20 protein-coding genes are annotated in these 22,866 nt (G+C 47.9%); 10 read left to right on the top strand and 10 right to left on the bottom strand.

Features of this window, described 5'->3' with window-relative positions; translation table 11 throughout:
• Positions 1-106: 106 nt before the first annotated feature.
• Positions 107-367 (top strand): DUF1289 domain-containing protein, encoded by a 261-nt coding sequence (locus tag AC5YB1_RS11825; RefSeq protein ID WP_494519341.1) that lies wholly within the window; start codon positions 107-109, stop codon positions 365-367.
• A 44-nt stretch (positions 368-411) separates the two neighbouring features.
• On the opposite strand, the gene AC5YB1_RS11830 is transcribed toward AC5YB1_RS11825, so the two are convergent.
• From AC5YB1_RS11830 to AC5YB1_RS11855, 6 genes are all read right to left on the bottom strand, one after another.
• Positions 412-777, bottom strand: coding sequence for a YajD family HNH nuclease (locus tag AC5YB1_RS11830; protein WP_110458134.1), 366 nt, complete (start codon positions 775-777; stop codon positions 412-414).
• Between the two features lie 159 nt (positions 778-936).
• Positions 937-2,916 (bottom strand): BCCT family transporter, encoded by a 1,980-nt coding sequence (locus AC5YB1_RS11835; RefSeq protein WP_494519342.1) that lies wholly within the window; start codon positions 2,914-2,916, stop codon positions 937-939.
• Positions 2,917-3,295: 379 nt separating this feature from the next.
• Complete coding sequence (phoU, locus tag AC5YB1_RS11840) at positions 3,296-3,997, bottom strand: phosphate signaling complex protein PhoU (protein WP_494519343.1); 702 nt, start codon at positions 3,995-3,997, stop codon at positions 3,296-3,298.
• Positions 3,998-4,082: 85 nt separating this feature from the next.
• Entirely contained in the window at positions 4,083-4,901 is an 819-nt protein-coding gene (pstB, locus tag AC5YB1_RS11845; RefSeq protein ID WP_494519344.1) for a phosphate ABC transporter ATP-binding protein PstB, read from the bottom strand.
• A 77-nt stretch (positions 4,902-4,978) separates the two neighbouring features.
• Positions 4,979-6,631, bottom strand: coding sequence for a phosphate ABC transporter permease PstA (gene pstA, locus AC5YB1_RS11850; protein WP_494519345.1), 1,653 nt, complete (start codon positions 6,629-6,631; stop codon positions 4,979-4,981).
• A 60-nt stretch (positions 6,632-6,691) separates the two neighbouring features.
• The gene (locus AC5YB1_RS11855) at positions 6,692-8,950 is read right to left on the bottom strand and encodes an ABC transporter permease subunit (protein WP_494519346.1); all 2,259 of its coding nucleotides are present in this window, start codon (positions 8,948-8,950) and stop codon (positions 6,692-6,694) included.
• Positions 8,951-9,133: 183 nt separating this feature from the next.
• Between AC5YB1_RS11855 and AC5YB1_RS11860 the strand changes: the two genes are divergently transcribed.
• Entirely contained in the window at positions 9,134-9,631 is a 498-nt protein-coding gene (locus tag AC5YB1_RS11860; protein WP_494519347.1) for a glycine cleavage system transcriptional repressor, read from the top strand.
• Between the two features lie 182 nt (positions 9,632-9,813).
• Positions 9,814-10,635, top strand: coding sequence for a DUF2797 domain-containing protein (locus AC5YB1_RS11865; protein WP_494521632.1), 822 nt, complete (start codon positions 9,814-9,816; stop codon positions 10,633-10,635).
• Positions 10,636-10,799: 164 nt separating this feature from the next.
• Here the strand turns inward: AC5YB1_RS11865 and AC5YB1_RS11870 are convergent, their stop codons facing one another.
• Positions 10,800-11,390: a DUF4136 domain-containing protein gene (locus AC5YB1_RS11870; protein ID WP_494519348.1), complete on the bottom strand. Its 591-nt coding sequence runs from the start codon at positions 11,388-11,390 to the stop codon at positions 10,800-10,802.
• Positions 11,391-11,742: 352 nt separating this feature from the next.
• Between AC5YB1_RS11870 and AC5YB1_RS11875 the strand changes: the two genes are divergently transcribed.
• The 4 genes from AC5YB1_RS11875 to AC5YB1_RS11890 all read left to right on the top strand — a co-directional run bounded on the left by AC5YB1_RS11875 (position 11,743) and on the right by AC5YB1_RS11890 (position 14,517).
• Entirely contained in the window at positions 11,743-12,336 is a 594-nt protein-coding gene (locus AC5YB1_RS11875; protein WP_494519349.1) for a LysE family translocator, read from the top strand.
• 115 nt (positions 12,337-12,451) lie between these two features.
• Positions 12,452-12,967 (top strand): DUF1415 domain-containing protein, encoded by a 516-nt coding sequence (locus AC5YB1_RS11880; protein WP_494521633.1) that lies wholly within the window; start codon positions 12,452-12,454, stop codon positions 12,965-12,967.
• A gap of 39 nt (positions 12,968-13,006) precedes the next feature.
• Entirely contained in the window at positions 13,007-13,750 is a 744-nt protein-coding gene (locus AC5YB1_RS11885; RefSeq protein ID WP_494519350.1) for a ribonuclease H family protein, read from the top strand.
• 113 nt (positions 13,751-13,863) lie between these two features.
• Positions 13,864-14,517, top strand: coding sequence for a cupin domain-containing protein (locus AC5YB1_RS11890; RefSeq protein WP_494519351.1), 654 nt, complete (start codon positions 13,864-13,866; stop codon positions 14,515-14,517).
• A gap of 20 nt (positions 14,518-14,537) precedes the next feature.
• Here the strand turns inward: AC5YB1_RS11890 and AC5YB1_RS11895 are convergent, their stop codons facing one another.
• Together AC5YB1_RS11895 and rnk are read right to left on the bottom strand one after the other, a co-directional pair.
• Positions 14,538-15,584: an NAD(P)H-dependent flavin oxidoreductase gene (locus AC5YB1_RS11895; RefSeq protein ID WP_494519352.1), complete on the bottom strand. Its 1,047-nt coding sequence runs from the start codon at positions 15,582-15,584 to the stop codon at positions 14,538-14,540.
• A 323-nt stretch (positions 15,585-15,907) separates the two neighbouring features.
• On the bottom strand, positions 15,908-16,321 hold the full coding sequence (gene rnk, locus AC5YB1_RS11900) for a nucleoside diphosphate kinase regulator (protein WP_494519353.1): 414 nt from the start codon (positions 16,319-16,321) through the stop codon (positions 15,908-15,910).
• Between the two features lie 673 nt (positions 16,322-16,994).
• Here rnk and AC5YB1_RS11905 point away from each other — a divergent pair.
• The 3 genes from AC5YB1_RS11905 (at position 16,995) to AC5YB1_RS11915 (ending at position 21,073) form a co-directional block, all read left to right on the top strand.
• The gene (locus tag AC5YB1_RS11905) at positions 16,995-18,911 is read left to right on the top strand and encodes a methyl-accepting chemotaxis protein (protein ID WP_494519354.1); all 1,917 of its coding nucleotides are present in this window, start codon (positions 16,995-16,997) and stop codon (positions 18,909-18,911) included.
• A 287-nt stretch (positions 18,912-19,198) separates the two neighbouring features.
• Positions 19,199-19,633 carry a hypothetical protein gene (locus AC5YB1_RS11910; RefSeq protein WP_494519355.1) on the top strand — a complete coding sequence of 145 codons (435 nt, stop codon included), beginning with the start codon at positions 19,199-19,201 and terminating at the stop codon, positions 19,631-19,633.
• Positions 19,634-19,711: 78 nt separating this feature from the next.
• Positions 19,712-21,073 carry a leucyl aminopeptidase family protein gene (locus AC5YB1_RS11915; protein WP_494519356.1) on the top strand — a complete coding sequence of 454 codons (1,362 nt, stop codon included), beginning with the start codon at positions 19,712-19,714 and terminating at the stop codon, positions 21,071-21,073.
• Positions 21,074-21,155: 82 nt separating this feature from the next.
• Here the strand turns inward: AC5YB1_RS11915 and AC5YB1_RS11920 are convergent, their stop codons facing one another.
• On the bottom strand, positions 21,156-22,751 hold the full coding sequence (locus tag AC5YB1_RS11920) for an ABC-F family ATPase (protein ID WP_494519357.1): 1,596 nt from the start codon (positions 22,749-22,751) through the stop codon (positions 21,156-21,158).
• Positions 22,752-22,866: the final 115 nt, after the last annotated feature.

The following is a 22,866-nucleotide window of genomic DNA, read 5'->3' on the forward strand; positions in this document are numbered from 1 at the left end:
CAAAAACCTCTATGAAGGCTTTATGTTAAGCAAAAAGGTAGCGGCGTTGAATCTGCCTTGCCACTGACGTAGAATCGCGCCCAAAACAATCAACAAGAGTTTACCTATGCGCTCACCCTGCGTCGCACGCTGTGGCCTTAATGACGATGATATTTGTGTGGGCTGTTTTCGCCATATTGATGAGATTGTTGGTTGGGGAGAGGCCAGCGAGGCCCGTCAACAGGCGATTGTTGAGGCGGTTAATCAGCGTAAAGCCCAGCTAAAACAGAGCAAGCCGTCTCAGGCCAGTGTGCTGAATAAAGGGCAGATCATTAGCCGTGACAAGTGGCGCCAAGCCGAACAACGCTTGCTTGAACAAGATAGTTGATAACGGCTCGGCATCTTATGCTAGCGACAGGCCGTTGGCGCTTATCACTTTTTGCTCATCATCCCTTTTAAGTCTGCAAACGGGTTATAAGTGGCCGCCTCGACTTTGGTTTCGGTGGTCGCACCATATTGGATCAGCTCTTCATACTTAGCATGTTCATTGTCATGGCAATAGAGGCACAATAGCTCCCAGTTTGACCCGTCTGAGGGGTTATTGTCATGGTTATGATCGCGATGATGTACGGTTAACTCGCGCAAGTTGGAGTGAGTAAACTCGCGGGTACAACGGCCACACACCCAAGGGTAGAGTTTTAACGCCTGTTCACGGTAACCGGTTTCTCGTTTGGCTTTGTATTCGCGCGCCTCAGCCAGCACTTTGTCTAGCTTGCTTTGACCTTGATGGGTTGACATGAACTGTCTCTCTGCAAAAAATAATTGCCTGCAAGAATAATCATTGGCCTAGCTAAGTGCAACCAAAATAGTGCAGCACTATATGCCTTAACCACCCACATAAAAAAGCCCAACTCAAGGAGTTGGGCTTTTAAATCACTTAAGGTGAGCTATTTGGGGTTAGGTATTTTCATCACTGACATATTCTGAGCTCGACAGATGCAGATAATGCAAATAGCGCTCATATTGGGTCACCACGTCGGCCAAGATCTGCTCCTCGGTGTAACCCATTACGTCATACTGTTGACCACCGTGCTCAAGGAACACTTCGACCCGATAATAATTAACGTCACCGTCTTTAATCTCGGCTTCTAACGGATTAGGGATGGTATATGCTCGTATCCTTAAGCCGTAGACAAAGTCACCCTGCTCAGTTTCTTGGATGATAAAGCGGACTCTGTCTTCAACATATTGCATCTGCGCCGGAATATTACGCTTCACAAAGCTTAAACACGCCTTTTCTAAGGCGGGAGCGGCAACATGTTTCAAAAACAGCACAGCATCTTCATGGCTTGGATGCGACACCAGTACATCGATGCGCTCTTCCCAACTGACGTTGGTCTTAGCGTATTGCACACTGGTATTGTGCGATTGTACGCTATTGATCTTAAGCCAGTCATCTTGCAATGCCTTAAACAAACCAAAGCACATTAACAACATCACAATTAAAAATGGCATCGCACTGGCTATTGCTACCGTCTGCAGGGCTTGTAACCCGCCAGCAAGTAACAGTACAGAAGCCACTACACCTTGCAATAATGCCCAAAAAATACGTTGCCATACTGGCGACTTCGGATCGCCGCCCGAAGTCAGGTTATCAATCACCAGTGAACCGGAATCTGAAGAGGTAACAAAGAAGGTCACCACTAGGCATAAGGCGATAGTCGATAACAGGGTCGACATTGGCATATGTTCGAAGAACATAAACAAAGCCACCGACACATCAGAGGATACCGCATCGCTCAAATAGGTCGCGCCGTGATTCATAATGGCGTCGATAGCGGTATTACCAAACACGGTCATCCATAAAAATGTGAAGGCCGAAGGCACAAATAACACGCCAATCAAAAACTCACGAATCGTGCGTCCACGGGATACCCGCGCAATAAAGGTACCTACAAATGGAGACCAAGAGATCCACCAGCCCCAATAAAGCAGTGTCCAACCGCCAATCCAATCATTCTTTTGCTCGTAGGCATAAAGATTAAATGTCTTCCCGACAATATCACTTAAATAGGCACCAGTATTTTGGACAAACGCTTGTAACAAGGCCACCGTTGGGCCAAATAACAACACAAATATCAACAGTAAGATGGCGAGTCCCAGGTTAAGCTCACTGAGGCGCTTCACCCCTTTATCTAAACCAGAAAACACCGATAAAGTCGCGATTAGGCTGATGGCGATAATTAACACCACCTGCACTGTGGCTGAAATTGGTACATCTAGTAAGTAATTTAAGCCTGAATTGACCTGTAACACACCAAAACCTAATGAGGTAGCCACACCAAACAAGGTGCCTAATACCGCAAAGGTATCCACCGCATGGCCTATTGGGCCGTTAATACGCTCACCGATTAAGGGGTACAGCGCACTACGAGGCAGCAAGGGTAATTTATGACGATAAGAGAAGTAAGCTAAACACAACGCCACCACAGCATAAATAGCCCAAGCATGGATACCCCAGTGGAAAAAGGTGATCTTCATGGCATCTTTGGCGGCCTGAATGGTTTGCGGATCGGCATCGGGCGGCGCCAAGAAGTGCATCACCGGCTCTGCTACACCAAAAAACATCAACCCAATCCCCATACCAGCCGAAAACAGCATGGCTATCCAGCTTTTATAGCTGTAATCGGGTTCAGAATGGTCGGGGCCTAATTTTATGTCACCAAAACGGCTGACCATCACAAAGATAATAAAAATTAAGAAAATCGCCACAGCCAAGATATAAAGCCAGCCGGTTTTCATCTCTAACCAGTGCTGAGCAGATTTAAAGATAGTTTGTGCTTGTTCAGGCCACACCGCACCCACAAACACCATAATAAAGATCATGACCACCGATGAATAAAACACCGGTGGGTTGATACTCGATTTTATCGACATAATTCCTCTCAAAATAAGCAAATACCACACAACCTAACAGGTGACTGTCTAGTTGAATTTGATGCTGTCCATGCGGCGCCATGTAAGTTATAAGGCAGCAGCGAGAACACTCCTGAGTGAACGTTTAAACACGATGTAAATAACGGCATCGCTCAAAAACATCTTGAACGACGCAACAAATCACATTAAATAACAACCATTAAAAAGCGCTATTGAATACAATCTACCTTCACCAAAAGCTGGCGCAGTATACCCGAAATACCTTATCAATTCACCTCTTTAGCTAAATTGTATAGATATTCACCTATCTTGATAAAGCCAAAGAGCAGTCTTAAAGACTGCTCTAATCTAAATCGGCAACTGAGTTTGCCTCTACTGGCTAGATTTTTTGCATCTCTTCATAAGAAGTGTGGCGCACATCTTTGCCTTTGACATAATAAATAATGTATTCGCAAATATTTTGGCAGCGATCCCCTACCCGCTCGACGGCGCGAGCCGCCCATAACACATCCAGTACTTCGGGGATTGAGCGCGGATCTTCCATCATATAGGTCATCAACTGGCGAATAATGCCCTCATACTCACTGTCGAGCTTGATATCTTCTTTATGCAGCTCAAGAGCGACATCGGCGTCCATGCGCGCTAAGGCATCTAAAGTCGCATGTAAGGTCCGGGTAGCATGACGGCCCATATTCTCGATACTGACTAGCAGTGGCTGTTGATTTTTCAATCGCTTGTCTAATGCCGCCTTGGCAATCTTAACGCACGCATCGCCGATACGTTCTAAATCGGTAATGGTTTTAGAAATGGCGATGATCAAACGTAAATCACTGGCTGCCGGCTGACGCTTGGCGATGATGCGGGTGCACTCTTCATCGATAGACACCTCCATACCATTGACCGTATGGTCGCCCTCAATCACCTGCTGCGCCAGTTCGACATCTAAATTGCCAAGCGCATCGAGTGCTTGCTCCAACTGACGCTCGACCAAGCCCCCCATAGCCAATACGCGATGACGAATATCATCCAGCTCAGCGTTAAACTGACCCGAGATATGTTTATTTAAATTCATGTTTTCCATTAAAATTCAACCCTATTAAATATCATCAATTCTGCCATCACTACGAGTCTTAGCCCGCCGTTCAAAGCCTGCGATAGCGATGAGATTAGCCATACCGCCCGGTAATATAATCTTCGGTCTTCTTCTGCTTCGGGGTGGTAAAGATGGTATTAGTGTCGGCATATTCCACTAACTCGCCCATGTACATGAAGGCCGTCTGATCTGACACCCTTGCCGCCTGTTGCATATTATGGGTCACTATCACCACGGTATATTGCGATTTTAACTCGGTGATCAGCTCTTCAATGGTTAAGGTCGAGATAGGATCCAAGGCGGATGTGGGCTCATCCAATAGCAAGACTTCTGGCTCAATGGCAATGGCTCTGGCGATCACCAAACGCTGCTGCTGCCCGCCCGACAAGCCAAAGGCATTATCGTGTAATCTGTCTTTAACTTCATCCCAAATGGCCGCACCGCGCAGCGAACGCTCGGCGGCTTCATCGAGTTGACGACGATTATTAATCCCCTGTAAGCGCAAGCCATATACCACATTTTCATAAATCGACTTGGGAAACGGATTCGGGCGCTGAAACACCATGCCCACATTGCGGCGCAATGAAGCCACATCGACATTTTTGGCGTAAATATTTTGCCCATGCAGTAAAATTTCGCCACTGATATGGCAGTTATCCACTAAATCGTTCATGCGATTAATGCAGCGCAGCAAGGTCGACTTACCACAGCCACTGGGGCCGATAAAGGCGGTTACTTGCTTTTTCGGGATCTTCATCGACACATCAAATAGCGCCTGTTTATCGACATATTTAAGATCCAAATTGCGGATCTCCAGTGCCGTCTGCTCATGGCTTAAATTATCTAAGTCTACCGGCGCGGTTTGCATTACCGACTTATCTATCGAAATCATATCTGTTCCTAATCACTTCAGGATAAAGGGGGATTGGCGCTCAAGCCGAGCTTCAGCGCAATGTAATCTATGCCCAATTAATGCTCTAGCGAGCGATACTTCTCACGCAAGTGGTTGCGCACGGCGATGGCCGTTAAGTTTAAACTCACAATCACAGACACCAATAAAAATGAGGTCGCATACACTAGGGGCCTCGCCGCCTCAACATTGGGACTCTGGAAACCGACATCATAAATATGGAAACCTAAATGCATGAATTTACGCTCTAAATGTACAAATGGAAAGTTCATGTCTATTGGCAATGTGGGCGCTAATTTAACCACACCCACCAACATTAATGGCGCCACTTCACCCGCGGCGCGGGCTACCGCTAAAATCAGCCCGGTCATGATGGCGGGGCTGGCCATGGGCAACACAATGCGCCACAGGGTTTCCGCTTTCGTCGCCCCGAGCGCCAAACTGCCTTGGCGCACCGCACTGGGAATACGGCTTAAGCCTTCTTCGGTGGAGACGATGACCACAGGCAAGGTCAAAATTGCCAAGGTGAGCGCCGACCAAATCACCCCGGGTGAGCCGAAAGTGGGCGATGGTAAGGCTTCGGGATAAAACAGTTGATCAAGCGAGCCGCCCAACATATAGACAAAAAAGCCTAAACCAAATACGCCATACACAATCGATGGCACGCCGGCTAAGTTAATCACCGCAATGCGGATCATCTTAGTGATGGGGCCTTTTTTGGCGTATTCATGCAGGTAAACTGCGGCAATGACACCAAAGGGGGTAACAATGACCGCCATCAACATCACCATAAATACGGTGCCAAAGATGGCCGGAAACACGCCGCCTTCGGTGTTGGCTTCGCGGGGATCGGCGCTGACAAAATTGCCCACCCCTTTAAACCAGTGGACTAACTTACCGGCGATGCCTAAACGATTAGAATAGGTGACGCCTAAAATAGTATCGAGTTTAAGCACCACCTCTTCACCGCGCATATCGCGCACCACAACCGCATCGCGAGCCGCCGCTTGACGCAGGGCAAAGAAGGTTTTTTCCAGCTCAAGGTACTCATTTTGCAGCCGCTCACGCTCGCTCGCTAGCGCCTGCTTACGGCTGTCAGTCAGAGCGTTATCTAATTCATAACCGCGCTGCTTGAGACGTAAGTTTTCTAGCTGATAGTTAATCGAGCCAATGTCGCCTTTTTGCAGCGACACCGCTTGGTCACTCAAGGCGACGGCCCGCTCGATATGTGCCTCAAATGAGGCTTCAACATCATCTAACGCTAATCGTTTGCCATCTTCGATAATGGCAATAGGATAACCGTAAAAATCGCCATTTTTACTGCGCTCAAGCTTAGCCACATCATAGGGCGCGGTGCGCGAGACAATATCGGTGGCCAGCACCCAACGAAAGTCCAAATTCACAAACTCACGGTTACCAGTTTTAATTAAGTAACGGGTGACCGTTTCACCTGGATGCTGCGTAAACTGGTGCCCCGCCGACAACAAGCGCTCAGTCGGCACCGTTTCAGTGTCGTAAATCTCACCAATCAAAGTTGAGCGTACCCCTTGTTGATCCACTAACTCCCACTGATAAATCTGTGCCGGCCAGAAATAACTCAGTCCGCGCCATGCGATTAACAGCAGCAATCCCAACACGGCAATCAAGCTAATACTCACGGCGCCGCCCGTCATCCAGATCCACGGCGAACCCGATTTAAACCACTTACCCATTACATAAGCCTCTTAAGGTCACAGGCGAAAATATTGATGTCGAAAACATACTGGCCTCCATTACAGCGAGCTGTAGCGTTCGCGTAGACGCTGTCTCACCACTTCAGCAATGGTGTTAAAGACGAAAGTAAAGATAAACAATACAAACGCTGCTAAGAACAGCACGCGATAATGGGAGCTGCCAATGGCAGACTCTGGCATCTCTACCGCAATATTGGCGGCCAAGGTGCGCATACCTTCAAACACACTCCATTCCATAATGGCCGTATTACCTGTGGCCATTAGCACTATCATGGTTTCGCCCACTGCGCGCCCAAGCCCCATCATCACCGCAGAGAAAATGCCTGGGCTGGCAGTCAGTAGCACGACCTTGGTCAACGTTTGCCAGTTAGTCGCCCCTAGGGCCAAACTGCCGTTAGACAGATGACGCGGTACAGAGAACACTGCATCTTCGGCGATGGAAAAAATCGTTGGGATCACGGCAAAGCCCATGGCAATGCCGACCACTAAGGCATTACGTTGGTCGAAAGTGATCCCCAGCTCGTTAGTGATAAACATGCGCGAATCACCGCCAAAGAATGCCTGCTCAACCACGGGACTAATGTAAAACGAGAACCACCCCACAAACACGATAACCGGTAACAGCATCAGTTCTTGATAGGTCTCTGGCAGGCGCTGTTTCCAGCGCCCTGGCAACTGATGCCATGCAAATGCGCTGAGCAAAATACTGCAGGGCAGCAGCACCAGTAACAGCAAAAGCCCTGGGAGATTATCTTCAATTAACGGCGCGAGCCATAAACCGGCCAAGAACCCCAAGATCACCGTAGGCAGGGCCTCCATGATCTCAATGGTGGGCTTTACCACGGCACGCACCTTTGGCGACATAAAGTATGCGGTATAGATAGCGCCTGCAATAGCCAGCGGCGTGGCAAACAGCATGGCATACAAGGCCGCTTTCATGGTGCCAAATGCCAAGGGCATTAGGCTTAATTTGGCTTCAAAATCATCTGATCCCGAAGTCGACTGCCATACATATTGTGGCTCTGGGTACCCCTCATACCACACCTTGTCCCACATGGCGCTCCACGACACCTCTGGATGACTATTGTCCACAACAAACAGGTGTAATTGCCCGCCCGCCTCGACCACTAAGGCATTGGAGCGCGGGCTAAAGCCCATCACGCCGGGTTGCTTAAGGTCAAAGGTTTGGGAAAACAGCTTACGTTGACTGGTGGTATACAAGAGGTTTAACTCGCCTGAGTCGCTAATCGTGGCGAAACTTTTACGATAAAACTCGCTAGCGATACGCTTAACGCCCGCCTGATTGCTAAACTGGCGGATCGCTTGATACTGGCGGCCTTTGTCACTATTAACCTGAAAATATTGCAATATCAAGCCATTATCATAACTGACTAATACCGAACTGGCCCCCGCCAGCAAGGAGACATCGGTCACCTTGGTTTTGGCTCGCTCGAGTTCAATCACCTGCATTAAGCTAACGGCTTCGGTATCGTCAATATCATAAACAAATAGTCGGTTACCCGAGCGCAGCAGTAACTGGCGTTGATCTGGCGTCATTAACTGTTGCTGCACTTGCACTGGCGCATCGCTTATCACGCTAGAGGTCGCGGTCCATTCCACCTCCTCGGTCATCATGTTCTCTTCGCCCTCTTGGCGTGAAAGCAACCACTGACCCGCATCGCTGCGATAGGCAAAGCTCATTCTATCGGTTGAATAAGCAAAAGTGAGCTGATTAAGCGCCATATCCTTATCGGCCACTTGCAGCGAGGGCTGCCCTAAGGGAAAACTGACCTTAGGGGTGATGAGTCGCTGATTGTCAGGATAGGTGACTGAAAACTGAATATCGGCGATGATCACCCGGCCGTTTGATAAGCCATAAGCGAAGCGTTGCTGACTAGGAAAGGCGGTAGCACTACTGACAATGTGTGCATCTGTGGGGATATCGATACTATTGCTTTCAATCAGCTGGCCTGTGGCGGTGCGATAAAACTGCACTTCACCTTGGCTGGTGACCCGATAGATAATATCATTTTGCTCATCGCTGCCTACCATCAAGGTTGCTACGTCAGGTTTATCGAGCTGAGCCGTCATAACAGGTGTCACATCGGCGCCATCAAAAATCGGCTTCACCACATACAGCAGATAAAAGAAGATCAGCAGCAAAGCGACAAACACCATGGTGCCGCCAAGCGTTACCCCTATTTGGGTAAGCTTATCTTGCCACGCTCGTCTATTTGAGCCTCTTGCCATCAACAGTTTCGCTGCAGTAGAACCAGGTTGAGTTACCTGAGTTTCCATTAAGAACCTCGTTTATGTTTGTTCTGTAGAGTTTTCACTGGGATTGTTGTTATACCTATGTTAACAATAGTCAAACACTCACACCCCATTGCTGACCATCGAGATTATATGACGTCAAGATGACATTATTGTTACAGCGACAAAATGGCATCACGATTAAACAACTTATGGAGTTTTAGCGACATGTTACGATACCTAGTTACCCTACAAGTGGCCGATAAAAAAGGCTTAGTTGAACAGATTGCTCACATTGTTAGCCGTCATGGTGGCCATTGGCTCGACTCTGAGCTGCGCCATATCGATGGCTTATTTGCCGCTATCTTGTTACTGGAGGTCCCCGCTGCCAACTGGGAGACCTTGCTCGAGAACCTCGAATGTATCGATGGTTTGAGTCTGACCTATGCCAAAACCCGCCACAAACAGCCTCATACTCGCTACCAAGGCTATTCACTGGTGGCCTACGACAGACCCGGACTTGTGCACCAAATATCTAATAAGATTAGTGAATTAGGACTCAACATTGAGCGATTATCGACTCAATATGAGAGCGCTAGTCACACCGGTGTGGCACTCTTTCGGGCTAACTTTAGCCTAAATATTCCTAATGATGATATTGAACAACAACTGCGTTTGGCGCTGTACACTATCGGCGATGACGTGGTGCTCGATATCAACGCCTAAGCTGTAGCAGGACTAAGGCACCGATTGTTAATTCATCATCTGCAAGCGGCGCATTAACAATCGGTAAAACCAATCAAAAACATTGCCAGCAATCTGATATAATCCGGTGTCATCGCGATGCTTACTCGCACTTTTTAGCTATTTTTTATTTTATATCGGACTCCATGATGCCAAATGCCCCAATCAGCGGAAACATCCGCAAGATGCGTTCTGCGCTCGATAACCAAGGTCAAGTGCAATACCAGTTGCCACTGTCTGACCAACTTATCGAGATGAATCCGCTTATCGGCCGTCAAGTCACCCTTACTCACACGGGCCATATTTACTGCAGTCATTGCAGCAAAAAAACCAAGAAGAGTTATTCACAAGGCCATTGTTTCGTCTGCATGAAAAAGCTGGCTAGCTGCGATATGTGTATTATGAAACCGGAAACCTGCCATTTTGCACAAGGCACCTGCCGCGAGCCGCAGTGGGGTGAAGATAACTGCTTCGTACCGCACTATGTGTATTTATCTAATACCTCGGGCCTTAAAGTGGGTATTACCCGCCATACCCAATTGCCGACCCGCTGGATAGATCAGGGTGCCACCCAAGGTTTGCCTATTCTAAAAGTCTCTACACGACAACTTTCAGGCCTTATCGAAGTTGAACTGGCTAAAATGATCAATGATAAAACCAATTGGCGCACTATGCTTAAAGGCAATGCCGAGCCACTCGATTTAGTTGAACAGGCAAAAGTGTTACTGCCGCACATCGAAAAACGTATTCATGAACTGTCGATGGAGCATGGGGAGTACGCTATCGAGCAACTCGATGAAGCGATCCTTGCTATTGAGTATCCAGTAAGCGAGTTTCCAACAAAAATCGCCTCTCATAACTTCGATAAAAATCCAATCGTGACAGGTAAACTGATGGGAATTAAGGGTCAATATCTGATTTTCGATACTGGGGTCATTAACCTACGCAAGTTTACCTCCTATGAGATAAGCCTCTGTGCCGATTAACGGCTTTGGTAACGCCACAGCTAACCATTAGTCGATGATACTAACCGCGACAAGAGAGAGCGTCACCCGTTACGGTAGCGCTCTTTGTACTAGAGGTTCATTGCTGCTGTCGATGGTTTTTCCTAGCGATTATAGTTAACTAAATCGCTGTCAACAGAGAACGATTATCGCTGTGGCATACTGGCTAGCATCTTGGCGACCACTCGATCGAGTCTTTGATTATCTTGTTTAGGCGCAATGGATGGCCTTTGGGATAATTCAGTAAAGCCTTGTGCCAATACGCGCCAACTCGGCACGGCGTCCTCACCAGAAAACACCAGCAGTAACACTGAGCCTTTGGCATACTGCCCCATATCTATGCCCTGCTCTGAAACCCCAGGTACTAGGCCAACCTTATTTAAGATCTCTGCATCGGACATGCTGTCACCGAGGGCAACACCAAATCCGATCAATAGCTGAGCAGGCTCTCCAGCGGGCACATAACGATAACCTTTCGCTTGCATCGCCGACTGTATCGCAGAGCTCATCTGTTTTTGAACCGCCTCAATGGAAGACTCTTCATCGACTCGTACCTTGGCAAATTGAGGATGTAAGCCGAACGTTTGCTGCCCACGGCCGAGAAAATCCAGCTCACCCGTCGCCACTATGGTGATTCTATCTTCTGGCGCTGTCGCCGTTTGGAACTCGGGCGCATCATGCACTGTGCAGGCGGATATACTGAGTATCAGCAAAAATGGCATTAATATTTTACTCATCGCATCAATTTCCTTGTTGTTAACGTTTGCTAGTATAACCGATTAAAATTGAACCAATACTGACACTAAGTCATTACTCTCAGTTTGTAGATCAATTAGTTATCATACAATCATTTATCTTCGGCTAACATGCTATCGCAATAATGTCTACCTCATGCAATATATGATTGTAATTTTTCGACCGTCATTTAGTGCTACCCGTTGACCATTTCGATATTCAAATTGACAACGACTCCCTTAAATTACAGTTAGTTACAAAAGCAATTACCTATATAAATATTTTACTGGTCAGGAAGATAAATGTCGGCGATCATACTTTGTTAATTATCGCGTTGAAGAGATTGAAGGATTAATGGAACTGATTTTTGCCATTGCGCTGTTTGCGTTTTCATCTGGTATTACCCCAGGGCCTAATAACATCATGTTGATGTCTTCAGGAGTCAACTTTGGTATCAAACCCAGTTTGCCTCATCTTGCGGGGATCTGCATTGGGTTTCCTGCCATGGTGCTGGCGATAGGCCTAGGCTTAAGCACCCTATTTCAAAGTTACCCCATACTGCATGTCGCTATAAAATATATTGGCATCACCTACTTACTCTATCTTGCCTGGCTGATTGCTAATAGCAGCAGTAAGATGGAGGGCAAACACACTAGTCGACCACTCAGTTTTATCCAGGCCGCGGCTTTTCAGTGGGTTAACCCTAAGGGCTGGATCATGGCAGTGGGCGCGGTAGCCACCTTTACCACCCTAGAGCAACCGCTCACAGGTCAAGTCCTCACCATTGCCTCGGTTTTTTTAAGCGTGGCCTTTCCCTGTGCCATCGTCTGGTTAGGCTTTGGGGTTGCTTTAAAACGGTTACTAAAAAACCAACGGCAACAAAAAGCGTTTAACATCACCATGGCACTCTTGCTTGTGCTGTCTATCATCCCTATGATCGCGCCTTAATTCTCCCCAACGATTGCGCCGTCATAGGCTTAGGGGATATTGATAATAATGGAGACACTAGGTGACACTGCAACGACCAGCAACCGATGACTTTACCCAGGCCATAGCCACCGAGATGCAGCATTGGGTCGAACGGGTCATCATGAAATACAATATCTGCCCATTTGCCCGCCAAGAGGTGTTGGCCGATACCATACGTTACCAAGTCGTGGAAAACCGCCAACTCGATGAAGTGCTCAACGCCTTAATCGATGAATGCCAACTTCTCGATGCCCATAGCGAGATAGAAACCACGCTACTGATCTTACCGCGCGGATTTGAAGGGTTTTACCTTTATCTGGATTTGGTCGACATGGCCAATGATCTGCTTATTGAGCAAGGCTATGAGGGGATGTATCAACTGGCCAGCTTTCATCCAGATTACTGTTTCGATGGCGAGCCACAAGATAGTGCGGCCAACTACACTAACCGCGCCCCTTATCCGACACTGCATATTATTCGTGAAGCGAGCATGGAACAGGCGCTGGCCACTTATGCTGATCCGGAGTCGATCCCCGAGCGTAATATCGCCTTTGCCGAACGTAAAGGCACTGAATTTTTCGTCAAACTCTTGCGAGACTGCAAGCAATAATACTCACAACGACTAGCACAACTTTAAGACGAGATAAACATGGCAACAAAATATTATGTGGTTTGGGCAGGACGAGAAACCGGTATTTTTACCAGCTGGCCTCAAACCAAAGCCTTAGTCGATGGTTTTGCAGGCGCCCGCTATAAGTCCTTTAAGACCGAAGCCGAAGCCAAAGCCGCTTTTGCTAAAGGTGGCGTCAGTGCCCGCCCTAGCCCATCGGCTAACAAGCCGAAAAGCCAAGCCACTGCCAGCGCGGCCCCAGACAGTGATGTGGATATCTATACCGATGGCGGCTGTGAGCCCAATCCCGGCAAAGCGGGATCTGGGCTAGCACTGTATCGACAAGGTGAACTTGCCGAGCTGTGGTACGGTTTATATAACCCTAAGGGGACCAATAACACCGCCGAATTAAATGCCTTGCAGCAAGCACTGCTGATGGCAAAAACCGAACTTGCACGCGGTAACAGCGTTCATATTCACAGTGACTCTCAATATGCCTTAAATTGCATCACCAATTGGGCTTATGGCTGGAAAGCCAAAGGCTGGAAGCGCAAAACCGCAGGCGACATTGCTAATTTAGAGATAATCCAACAGGCTCACGCACTGTATGATGAGCTCAAAACTGCGCTAAAAATATCCCATGTTGCCGCCCACGTGGGCATTGAAGGCAATGAACTCGCCGATCGCATGTCTATCTATGCTATCGATAAACAAGATCGCGACTTTAGCCGCTACCCCGCGCCATTTTCGCTCGATGAGATACTGGCACTGCGCGCCGGTTAATCGACATATTACGCGCAATAAAATCGCGCTAATCTCGGTCTACCATTGGCTATATTCCGTATTAGCCCATATGGGCTAATACACAGCACATCAATGAGTTGGAGAATAACAATATGTTCAACATGGATTTCACTCAGCGGTTGGCTATCGACACCCAAGAGCAAGACTGGCAAGCAAGCCCAGCCAAAGGGGTATGGCGTAAGCCACTTGAGCGAGAAGCCAAGGAGTCTGGGCACACCACCAGCATAGTCAAATATGAGGCGGGCTCGGCGTTTACCACTCATGCTCACCCACTGGGTGAAGAGATTTTAGTACTTGAAGGTGTGTTTTCTGATGAGCACGGCGACTACCCTGCCGGCAGTTACATCCGTAACCCTCCCGGCAGCCAACACGCCCCCTTTAGCCAGCAAGGTTGCACCTTATTGGTTAAGCTTAATCAATTTGCTCCACATGACAGCAGCACTGTGCGCATCGACACCCGAAATACTCCTTGGCGACAAGGCATAGGTGGCCTTCAAGTCATGGGCTTACATCAGTTTGAACATGAGCATGTGGCCTTAGTCAAATGGCCTGCGGGCGAGCGCTTTCAACCCCATCGCCATTTTGGTGGCGAGGAGATCCTAGTGCTCTCGGGTGAGTTTCGTGATGAATTTGGGGTATATCCAGCCCATACTTGGCTGCGCAGCCCGCACATGAGCGAACACTTCCCCTACGTTGAACAAGAAACCATCATTTGGGTTAAAACCGGCCACCTGCCAGTGAGATAGCTGCGCCTACACAGGTTTGCTTATTGTATTTTCCCCGCTAGAGACAGGGTCAGCTCGCTGGCACAAATGGCGTGGCAAGCTTGGCTATTTTGCCCACACCACAAGGGTGAAAAATCACTGTTATGTTGTTTTTCTGCCGCTTGTCTCAATTGAGTCAACTCAATCGCAGCATAGGGGAAATCTGGTGCGTGTGGGCTAATGTAGCCCAATTCTCGCATCAGGCGATTAACAATGCCTCGCGCCGGGCGCCCTGAAAACACATTGGTAATGGCAGTATGCATAGCGGCATCACTCGTGATTGCGGCGCGGTGCAGCGGCGATGTAGTGGCTTGGTTCGTCAACAGATAAGCCGTGCCCACTTGCACCCCGACCGCCCCCAAGGTGAGTGCGGCTTTAACCCCTTGGTGACAGCCTATCCCTCCTGCGGCGATCACAGGCACCTGGACTTGACTCGCCAATTGCGGCACCAACGCCGCCAGCCCCATTTGGGTTGACACATCACGGGTTAAGAACATGCCACGGTGGCCGCCAGCCTCAAAGCCTTGGGCAATGATGGCATCGGCACCATGGGCTTCGAGCCAAAGCGCCTCTTTAAGTGTGGTCGCCGACGAGAGCACCTTAGTGCCCCAACTTTTAACCCGTTTAAGCAGTGTTGGCTCAGGCAAACCAAAATGAAAGCTAATAATGGGCGGATTAAATGCTTCAATCGCATCGGCCATCTCATGGCTAAAAGGAACACGACTGGCACCATGAGGCTGGCTTTCACATTCGATGCCCAGCTCATTAAAAAAAGGAGCTAATTGTACCTGCCAGTTGGCGTGTTGCTGCGCGTCATAGGCTTGCACCTGATGACAAAAAAAGTTGAGATTAAAGGGGTTAGCTGTGGCGCGCGTAATGGTATTGATTTCATCTATCACCTGTTCGGGCGTCAACATCCCGCAGGGTAAGGAACCTAAGCCGCCAGCATCACTAACCGCTATCGCCAATGCACTGCCCTGCACTCCCGCCATCGGCGCTTGAATAATCGGCAGTTCAATACCCAAAAGTGATTCCATTTGATGCTCCATAAGCGACATCCTTTGTAGGCTATGGTTGTAGTTATACCTTTTTGATAACACCACTGCTTTACCGGCGAGCGAGTACGCCAAAGCTGATGTTCAAAGCAGAGTTAATCTTCGCTGCAGTCAACTTATTAAGAGTTGCATGATTTGATAGAGAGTGTAATAAAAAATGAGCCCAACATTCAACTCATCCAATGCATAACCTATTAAATAAAAAAGGTTATTTTGCAATAAGTAACATTGAGCTCACGATAAAACAGCAAGAGGGTCTGAATGCGGCTTAAATTAGCCTTATTCGGCGTAGCCTTAAACGGATTCAGTAATAAATGTTATAAATGATATTCACCCGCTCGCTCTGGCTGATACTCAACCGCAATGATTTTAACCTCTAGTTGACCGCCACCGGGCTTAGGCCACTCAATTTCATCGCCTTCTTTTAAGCCCAGCAGCGCACTGCCCACTGGAGCTAAAATCGAAATTTGGCCTACATCGCCAGTATGGTTTTGAGGGTAAACCAAGGTCAATGAAAACTCTTTATTCGATGAGGCCACTTTAAAGCGCACGGTCGAATTCATGGTCACTATGTTAGCTGGCATCTGCTCAGGAGGCAGGATCTCTGCGCGTTCAAGCTCAGCCATTAAATCATCAATTTCGGCACAGTACTGACCATCTAACGCATCAATCATTTTTTCTAATCGAGCTAAGTCGATAGAAGATACTGTAATATTTGGCTTTTTACTCATAACTAATTTACCTAACCTGTATAAATTCATTATCACTAACGCATCGCCATCAAGGCATGCTATTAGGCTCAAACACGTTCACTGTAACGCAGCGCTGAGCCGATTTTCTCACCTTTGGAACTTATGATTAAACAGTGTCAATCATAAGTCCCGTTATTCATACCAGACATGACAAACATGCCTCCCTCGACGACCAACAGAACGATGCAGGCCAGACATTGGCCGACCATCATCATGGCAACAAAGCCCAAAATAGGCAACGACTAAAAATGTTAGCCTCGACTTCATAAAACAATAAGGTTTAAAACAAAAAACTCAATATTTCATACCGATAAAATCTATGGTTACACGATATTCACTTATTAGCACGCCAACCTCATTTCCCCCTTGGTCATGAGTATTGGTCCATAGTGATATATAACCATTAGCTTGGATCGGTAGCGTAAATGTAAGACACGTCACAATTGTAACAATTGTGAACGCATCACTTGTTGGATGAGGCAAAATTGTCGATATTATATATTCAAGTCGATTAAAGGCTGCAAGTGTCACGGTGACACCTGCTCAAATAAAACCCAACAGACATAGAGAAAGGACTTCGCCGTGTTTAGTTATATATTCATTTAATTTGTCATCATTAAAGATGACAAATTAAATAGTAAAGGGGCTATAAGTGTTTAGAAATTTATCCATTAAAACTCGCCTAGCAGGCGGGTTTACCAGTTTAGTTGCACTCACGGTCGCCATTATGGCGATATTTTATTTAAGCAACTCTAATCAATTGATTTCAGAGGCTGAAAAACGGGAAATGGAGAGCCTTTACGGTGCCGCCAGCTCACAAATTAACACTCAGGCGCTGTTTGCCGAAGCCATGAGTGCGATTGTGGCTAATCAACCGTCGGTAAAACAAGCCTTTGCAGAGGGCAACCGCGCTGAGCTTACCCGCGAATTCAAGCCGGTTTTTGATGTGCTTAAACAGCACTACGGCGTAGCACAATTTCAGTTTCATACCGCCCCAGCGACCTCTTATTTACGCTTGCATAAACTAGACAAATACGGTGACGACCTGTCCAATTTGCGCGAAACAATTGTACAAGTGAATCGCTCACGTCAACCCGTTAGAGGCATGGACGGTGGCGTGGCTGGTATTGGTATTCGCGGCTTAGTGCCAATGAACTATCAAGGGCAACATACAGGGTCTGTTGAGTTTGGCCTTAACCTATCTCAAGAGTTCGCTAGCCGTTTTAGCCAAGCATTTGGTAGCAATGTGGACATTGCGATTCATGCCGTCAACAATGGCAGCACCAAAGTATTAGCTTCGACCATTAATGGGCAATCCTTTGTTAGCCAAGATGCCATCTTAGCGGCGTGGAATGGCCAAACCGTTATTAGCCAAAATAATAGTCAAAGCCGACCATGGGCAACACTGGTCAGAAATATTAACGATTTTTCTGGCAAGCCTATCGCCGTTGTTGAAATCGCGATGGATAGAAGCTTTTATGCTGATTCTGCCAGTAATACGCGCAACTTCGTCATCATCATGGCTATTGTTGCCATTGGCTTTGCGGTATTCATTGCTTATGGCTTGTCACAAACCATTATTAAACCGTTACGTTTGACCGTGACAACCTTGCAAGATATTGCCGAGGGTGAAGGCGATCTGACCCGCAGGCTTGACGAGAGTGGCCAAGATGAATTGAGTGATTTAGCTAAAGGCTACAATGTGTTTATCGCAAAAATTCAAGAACTGGTGCAGCAAGTTGCCGACTCGACAAATCAAATGGCCGCCGCCACAGAAGAGTTATCGGCAGTGGCTGGAGAAACCCGCCAAGGTGTCGTGACCCAGCGTGACCAAACCACTCAAGTGGCCACCGCCATGACCGAAATGGCCGCCTCGATACAAGAGATAGCCGGTAATACCCATAACGCCGCGACCAATGCACAATCGACCACAGAAATCGCCTTAGAGGGCAATCGCACGGTTGGGCGCAGTGTCGATGCGATTAATTCACTCGCAGCAGAAGTCGAGCAAGCCTCGCAAACTATTCGCGATCTGCAAGTGCAAAGTAGCAGTATTGAACAAGTCCTTGAGGTGATCCGTAATATTGCCGAACAAACCAACCTACTCGCCCTCAACGCCGCGATTGAAGCCGCGCGCGCGGGTGAAGCGGGCCGAGGATTCGCCGTGGTGGCCGATGAAGTGCGCAACCTAGCCCAGCGCACGCAGCAATCGACCGGTGAAATCGAGCAGATGGTCGCAGGTATTCAAAGCGGTACTCAAGAAGCGGTTAATGTTATGCAGCGTAGCAGCCAGAAGAGTAATGATGCCGTCGCTGAAATTGCGGGTACCCAAAGCACACTTAACGAGATCAACCGCTCGGTCGAAGTGATCCACGACATGAATATTCAAGTGTCGGCCGCCGTTGAGCAGCAATCATTAGCCGCTGAAGAGGTCAACCGCAGCATCACCACCATTAGTGATATTGCTGAGCAAAGCGGCCAATCGGTGGAACAAACCGCACTGGCTTGTGATGATCTTGCTAGGCTTGCAGCGGGATTACAGGTGTTAGTCGCGCGTTTTCGCGTGTAACTGCAGTTCCTAGCGAGATAAACTCACTCCGTTTGGTATCAACTTAACGGAGTGAGTCAATTCACCGTCAGAGAGCTTATTTTTTACCGCCCCCCCCACATTTAAACAATCCACCTTGCATCACGCAGCCAAGGTCATCGGCTTAAGCTTTGCCCCACTAGCGATTTAAGCCTGCCCGCGATGAAGACGTTACATCTAGTACTCAGCAGCCAAAAAATCATACTAAAACCCTGTCGCAATAACATTTAAAGATAGGTGTCAGGCTTGCCCTATGAGACAATCACGCCATGAAAATTTACCGTAAATTACATAAAGCGCCTTTTAGAGTATTTCACATCTCTCGACGCCGATTCGGCCTGCGTTTAAAACGCGACATGCTGGTGCTGAAAGATGCGCTGTCACAAGAAAAACAGGAAACCAAAGAGATGTTGGTGACCTACAAACGCTACACTCGTAAACAGGCCAATAAAGAAGAGTTGAAGCTAGCCAACAAGCAGTTAGCCGATCTCATCAAGGGGCTGGGCTTAGGCGTATTTGCCGTGTTACCTTTTGCGCCAATCACTATCCCCATAGTGGTTAAACTGGCTAAGGTGGTAGGCGTTGAGATTCTACCGAGCTCTTTCAATAACTTATCAGAGCGAAAAGCCCAGCTTAATCGTGTGGCCCAACAGCATAAACGTGATATCCACGTCGTAGAAAAAACCAGCAATAACCCGCAGTAACTCACCCGCCACATTCACCTTGTGGCGCTAGCGTGATAATCTTAATTGATTTTTTGACCTCAAATAAGATGATACCCAATGACTTCACTACTTATAACTGGCTCCAACGGCATTCCCTTGTCGATCATTTCAACTGAAGATTTTTCACAATGGCATGAGCAATTGCCAGCAACACAGCAAAATTGGCTTAAAGCCACCCAGTTTTCAGGCAAAGGTTTAAGCCTGATCCCCGGTGCCGACGGAGAACTGGCACAGGTTGTCTATGTTAGCGAATCACCGGATGACTACTGGGTTTGCGGCGATATCGTCAACCAACTGCCCGCCAATCAGTACTACCTCGATGCCAGCGAAGCTCAGTGTAAAGTCGCCGCGTTCAGTTGGGCATTAGGGGCTTACAAGTTCGATCGATACAAGAAAAATGATAAACAGTATCCTCAACTTGTTATTGATAACGACGCTTTGGTCGCCAGTACATTAAAACTGGTACGTTCGGTGACCATAGTGCGCGATCTGGTTAACACCCCTGCTGCCGACATGATGCCACAAGATTTGGGCGACACCATGGAGGCCTTGGCTGAAGAGTTCGGCGGCCAAGTGACGCAAATCATCGGTGATGAACTGCTTGAGCAAAACTACCCCACCATCCATATGGTTGGCCGCGCCAGTGACAACCAGCCACGGCTTATCGATTTAACCTGGGGCGATGAAAATGCGCCTAAAGTGACGCTAGTGGGTAAAGGGGTCTGTTTCGACTCGGGCGGTTTAGATCTTAAACCCGGTGCAGGCATGCGCTTGATGAAGAAAGATATGGGCGGTGCGGCACATGTGATTGGTTTAGCCCACCAAATTATGGCCAGTAACCTGCCTGTACGCCTGCGTGTACTGGTGCCGGCGGTGGAAAATGCGGTCTCGGCAAATGCATTTCGCCCAGGTGATGTGATCATCACCCGTAAAGGCTTAACCGTTGAGATTGATAACACCGACGCCGAAGGCCGCTTAGTCTTGTGTGATGCCCTTGCCGATGCCAGCGATGAAAAGCCTGATCTGTTGATCGACTTTGCCACCTTAACCGGCGCCATGCGCATCGCCTTAGGTACTGAGTTACCTGGCTTCTTTAGTAATGATGACGAAGTGGCTGCTGATATTACTGCTGCAGGACTTAAGGTTGAAGATCCCGTCTGGCGCATGCCGCTGCATAAAGCCTACTTTGATCTTACTGGCAGCGATATTGCCGACTTAGCCAACTGTGGTAAGACGCCTTTTGGCGGCGCGATCACCGCCGCCTTGTATCTTGAAGCCTTTGTGGATGACAAGATAAGCTGGAGCCATTTTGATGTCATGGCGTGGAACAACCGCACCTTACCCGGTCGCCCCATTGGTGGTGAAGCCTTTGGTATTCGAGCGGTGTTTGAATATCTAGCACAACGTTTCGCTAAATAGCCGTTTTAAAACAGCCAACCAACAAAAAGCCCAAGGCAATGTAATTGCCTTGGGCTTTTTTATCAATGGGGTTTAGCGGCGATTAAGCATCGACACCCTTGCTACGCAAGAACTCATCGTAAGTGCCTCTGAAATCGTTCACGCCATCGGCGGTGATCTCTATGATACGGGTGGCGAGTGATGATACAAATGCGCGGTCGTGACTGACAAACAACAATGTGCCTTCATACATCTCTAGCGCATTGTTGAGCGATTCAATCGATTCCATGTCCAAGTGGTTGGTTGGCTCATCCATAACCAAGATGTTTGGCTTTTGCATGATGAGTTTACCAAATAGCATACGGCCCTTTTCACCACCTGATAACACCTTGACTGACTTCTTGATGTCATCAGAGCCAAACAACATACGGCCTAAGTAACCACGAACGCTTTGATCGTCATCTTCTGGTTTGCGCCACTGGCTCATCCAGTCAAACAAAGTCATGTCGTTTTCAAAATCAGATTCATGATCCTGGGCGTAATAACCGATGGCTGAGTTTTCAGACCATTGGATAGTGCCTTCATCTTGTGGAATATCATGGATAAGGGTACGTAACATAGTGGTCTTACCCACACCGTTTTCACCCAGTACCGCAATACGCTCACCCACTTCTGCAATCAGGTTAACGCCTTTAAATAGCGGGTTGTTCTCGAAACCTTTAGCCAAATCTTCAACCACTAATGCGTTACGGAACAGTTTCTTTTCCTGCTCGAAACGGATAAATGGATTCACACGGCTTGAGGCTTTAACCTCTTCAAGCTTAATTTTATCAATCTGCTTAGCACGTGAAGTCGCCTGTTTCGCTTTAGAGGCGTTAGCCGAGAAGCGTGCAACGAAGCCTTGAAGTTCAGCAATTTGTGCCTTTTTCTTAGCGTTATCAGACATCAAACGCTCACGAGCTTGGTTAGCCGCCATCATATACTCATCGTAGTTACCCGGATAAACGCGCAGTTCGCCGTAATCCAAGTCAGCCATGTGAGTACAGACAGAGTTTAAGAAATATCTATCGTGCGAGATGATAATCATGGTGCTGTTACGCTGATTGAGCATCTCTTGTAACCAACGAATGGTGTCGATATCCAAGTTGTTGGTAGGCTCATCGAGTAGCAAGATATCTGGGTCACTAAACAGTGCCTGGGCAAGCAGCACTCGCAGCTTGAAACCTGGCGCGATTTCGCTCATCAAACCAAAGTGTTGCTCAAGCGGAATACCCACGCCCAGCAATAATTCACCCGCGCGAGATTCGGCGGTATAACCGTCCATCTCGGCAAATTCCATCTCAAGCTCAGCCACTTTAATGCCATCTTCTTCACTCATTTCTGGCAAAGAATAGATGCGGTCACGCTCTTGCTTGACTTTCCACAGCTCAGCATGGCCCATGATCACAGTATCAACCACGTTGAACTCTTCATAACCAAACTGGTTTTGGCTTAACTTACCTAGACGCTCGTTAACATCAAGCGATACGTTACCCGAAGTAGGCTCAAGCTCACCGCCTAGGATCTTCATGAAGGTTGATTTACCACAACCATTAGCGCCGATAAGACCGTAGCGGTTGCCGCCGCCAAATTTGACTGAGATGTTTTCAAACAGTGGCTTAGAGCCAAACTGCATGGTGATATTAGCTGTTGTGATCAATGTGAAATTCCGAAATTAGTTAAGCGAAGCGCTGCCAATGGTGGCCATTTGATCCCCAAACTGACGGTATACTCTCAGTCAAGGATGCAGTGATGATACACCGCGCTAAAAGGGA

It is taken from the genome of Shewanella sp. 433, assembly GCF_059338565.1.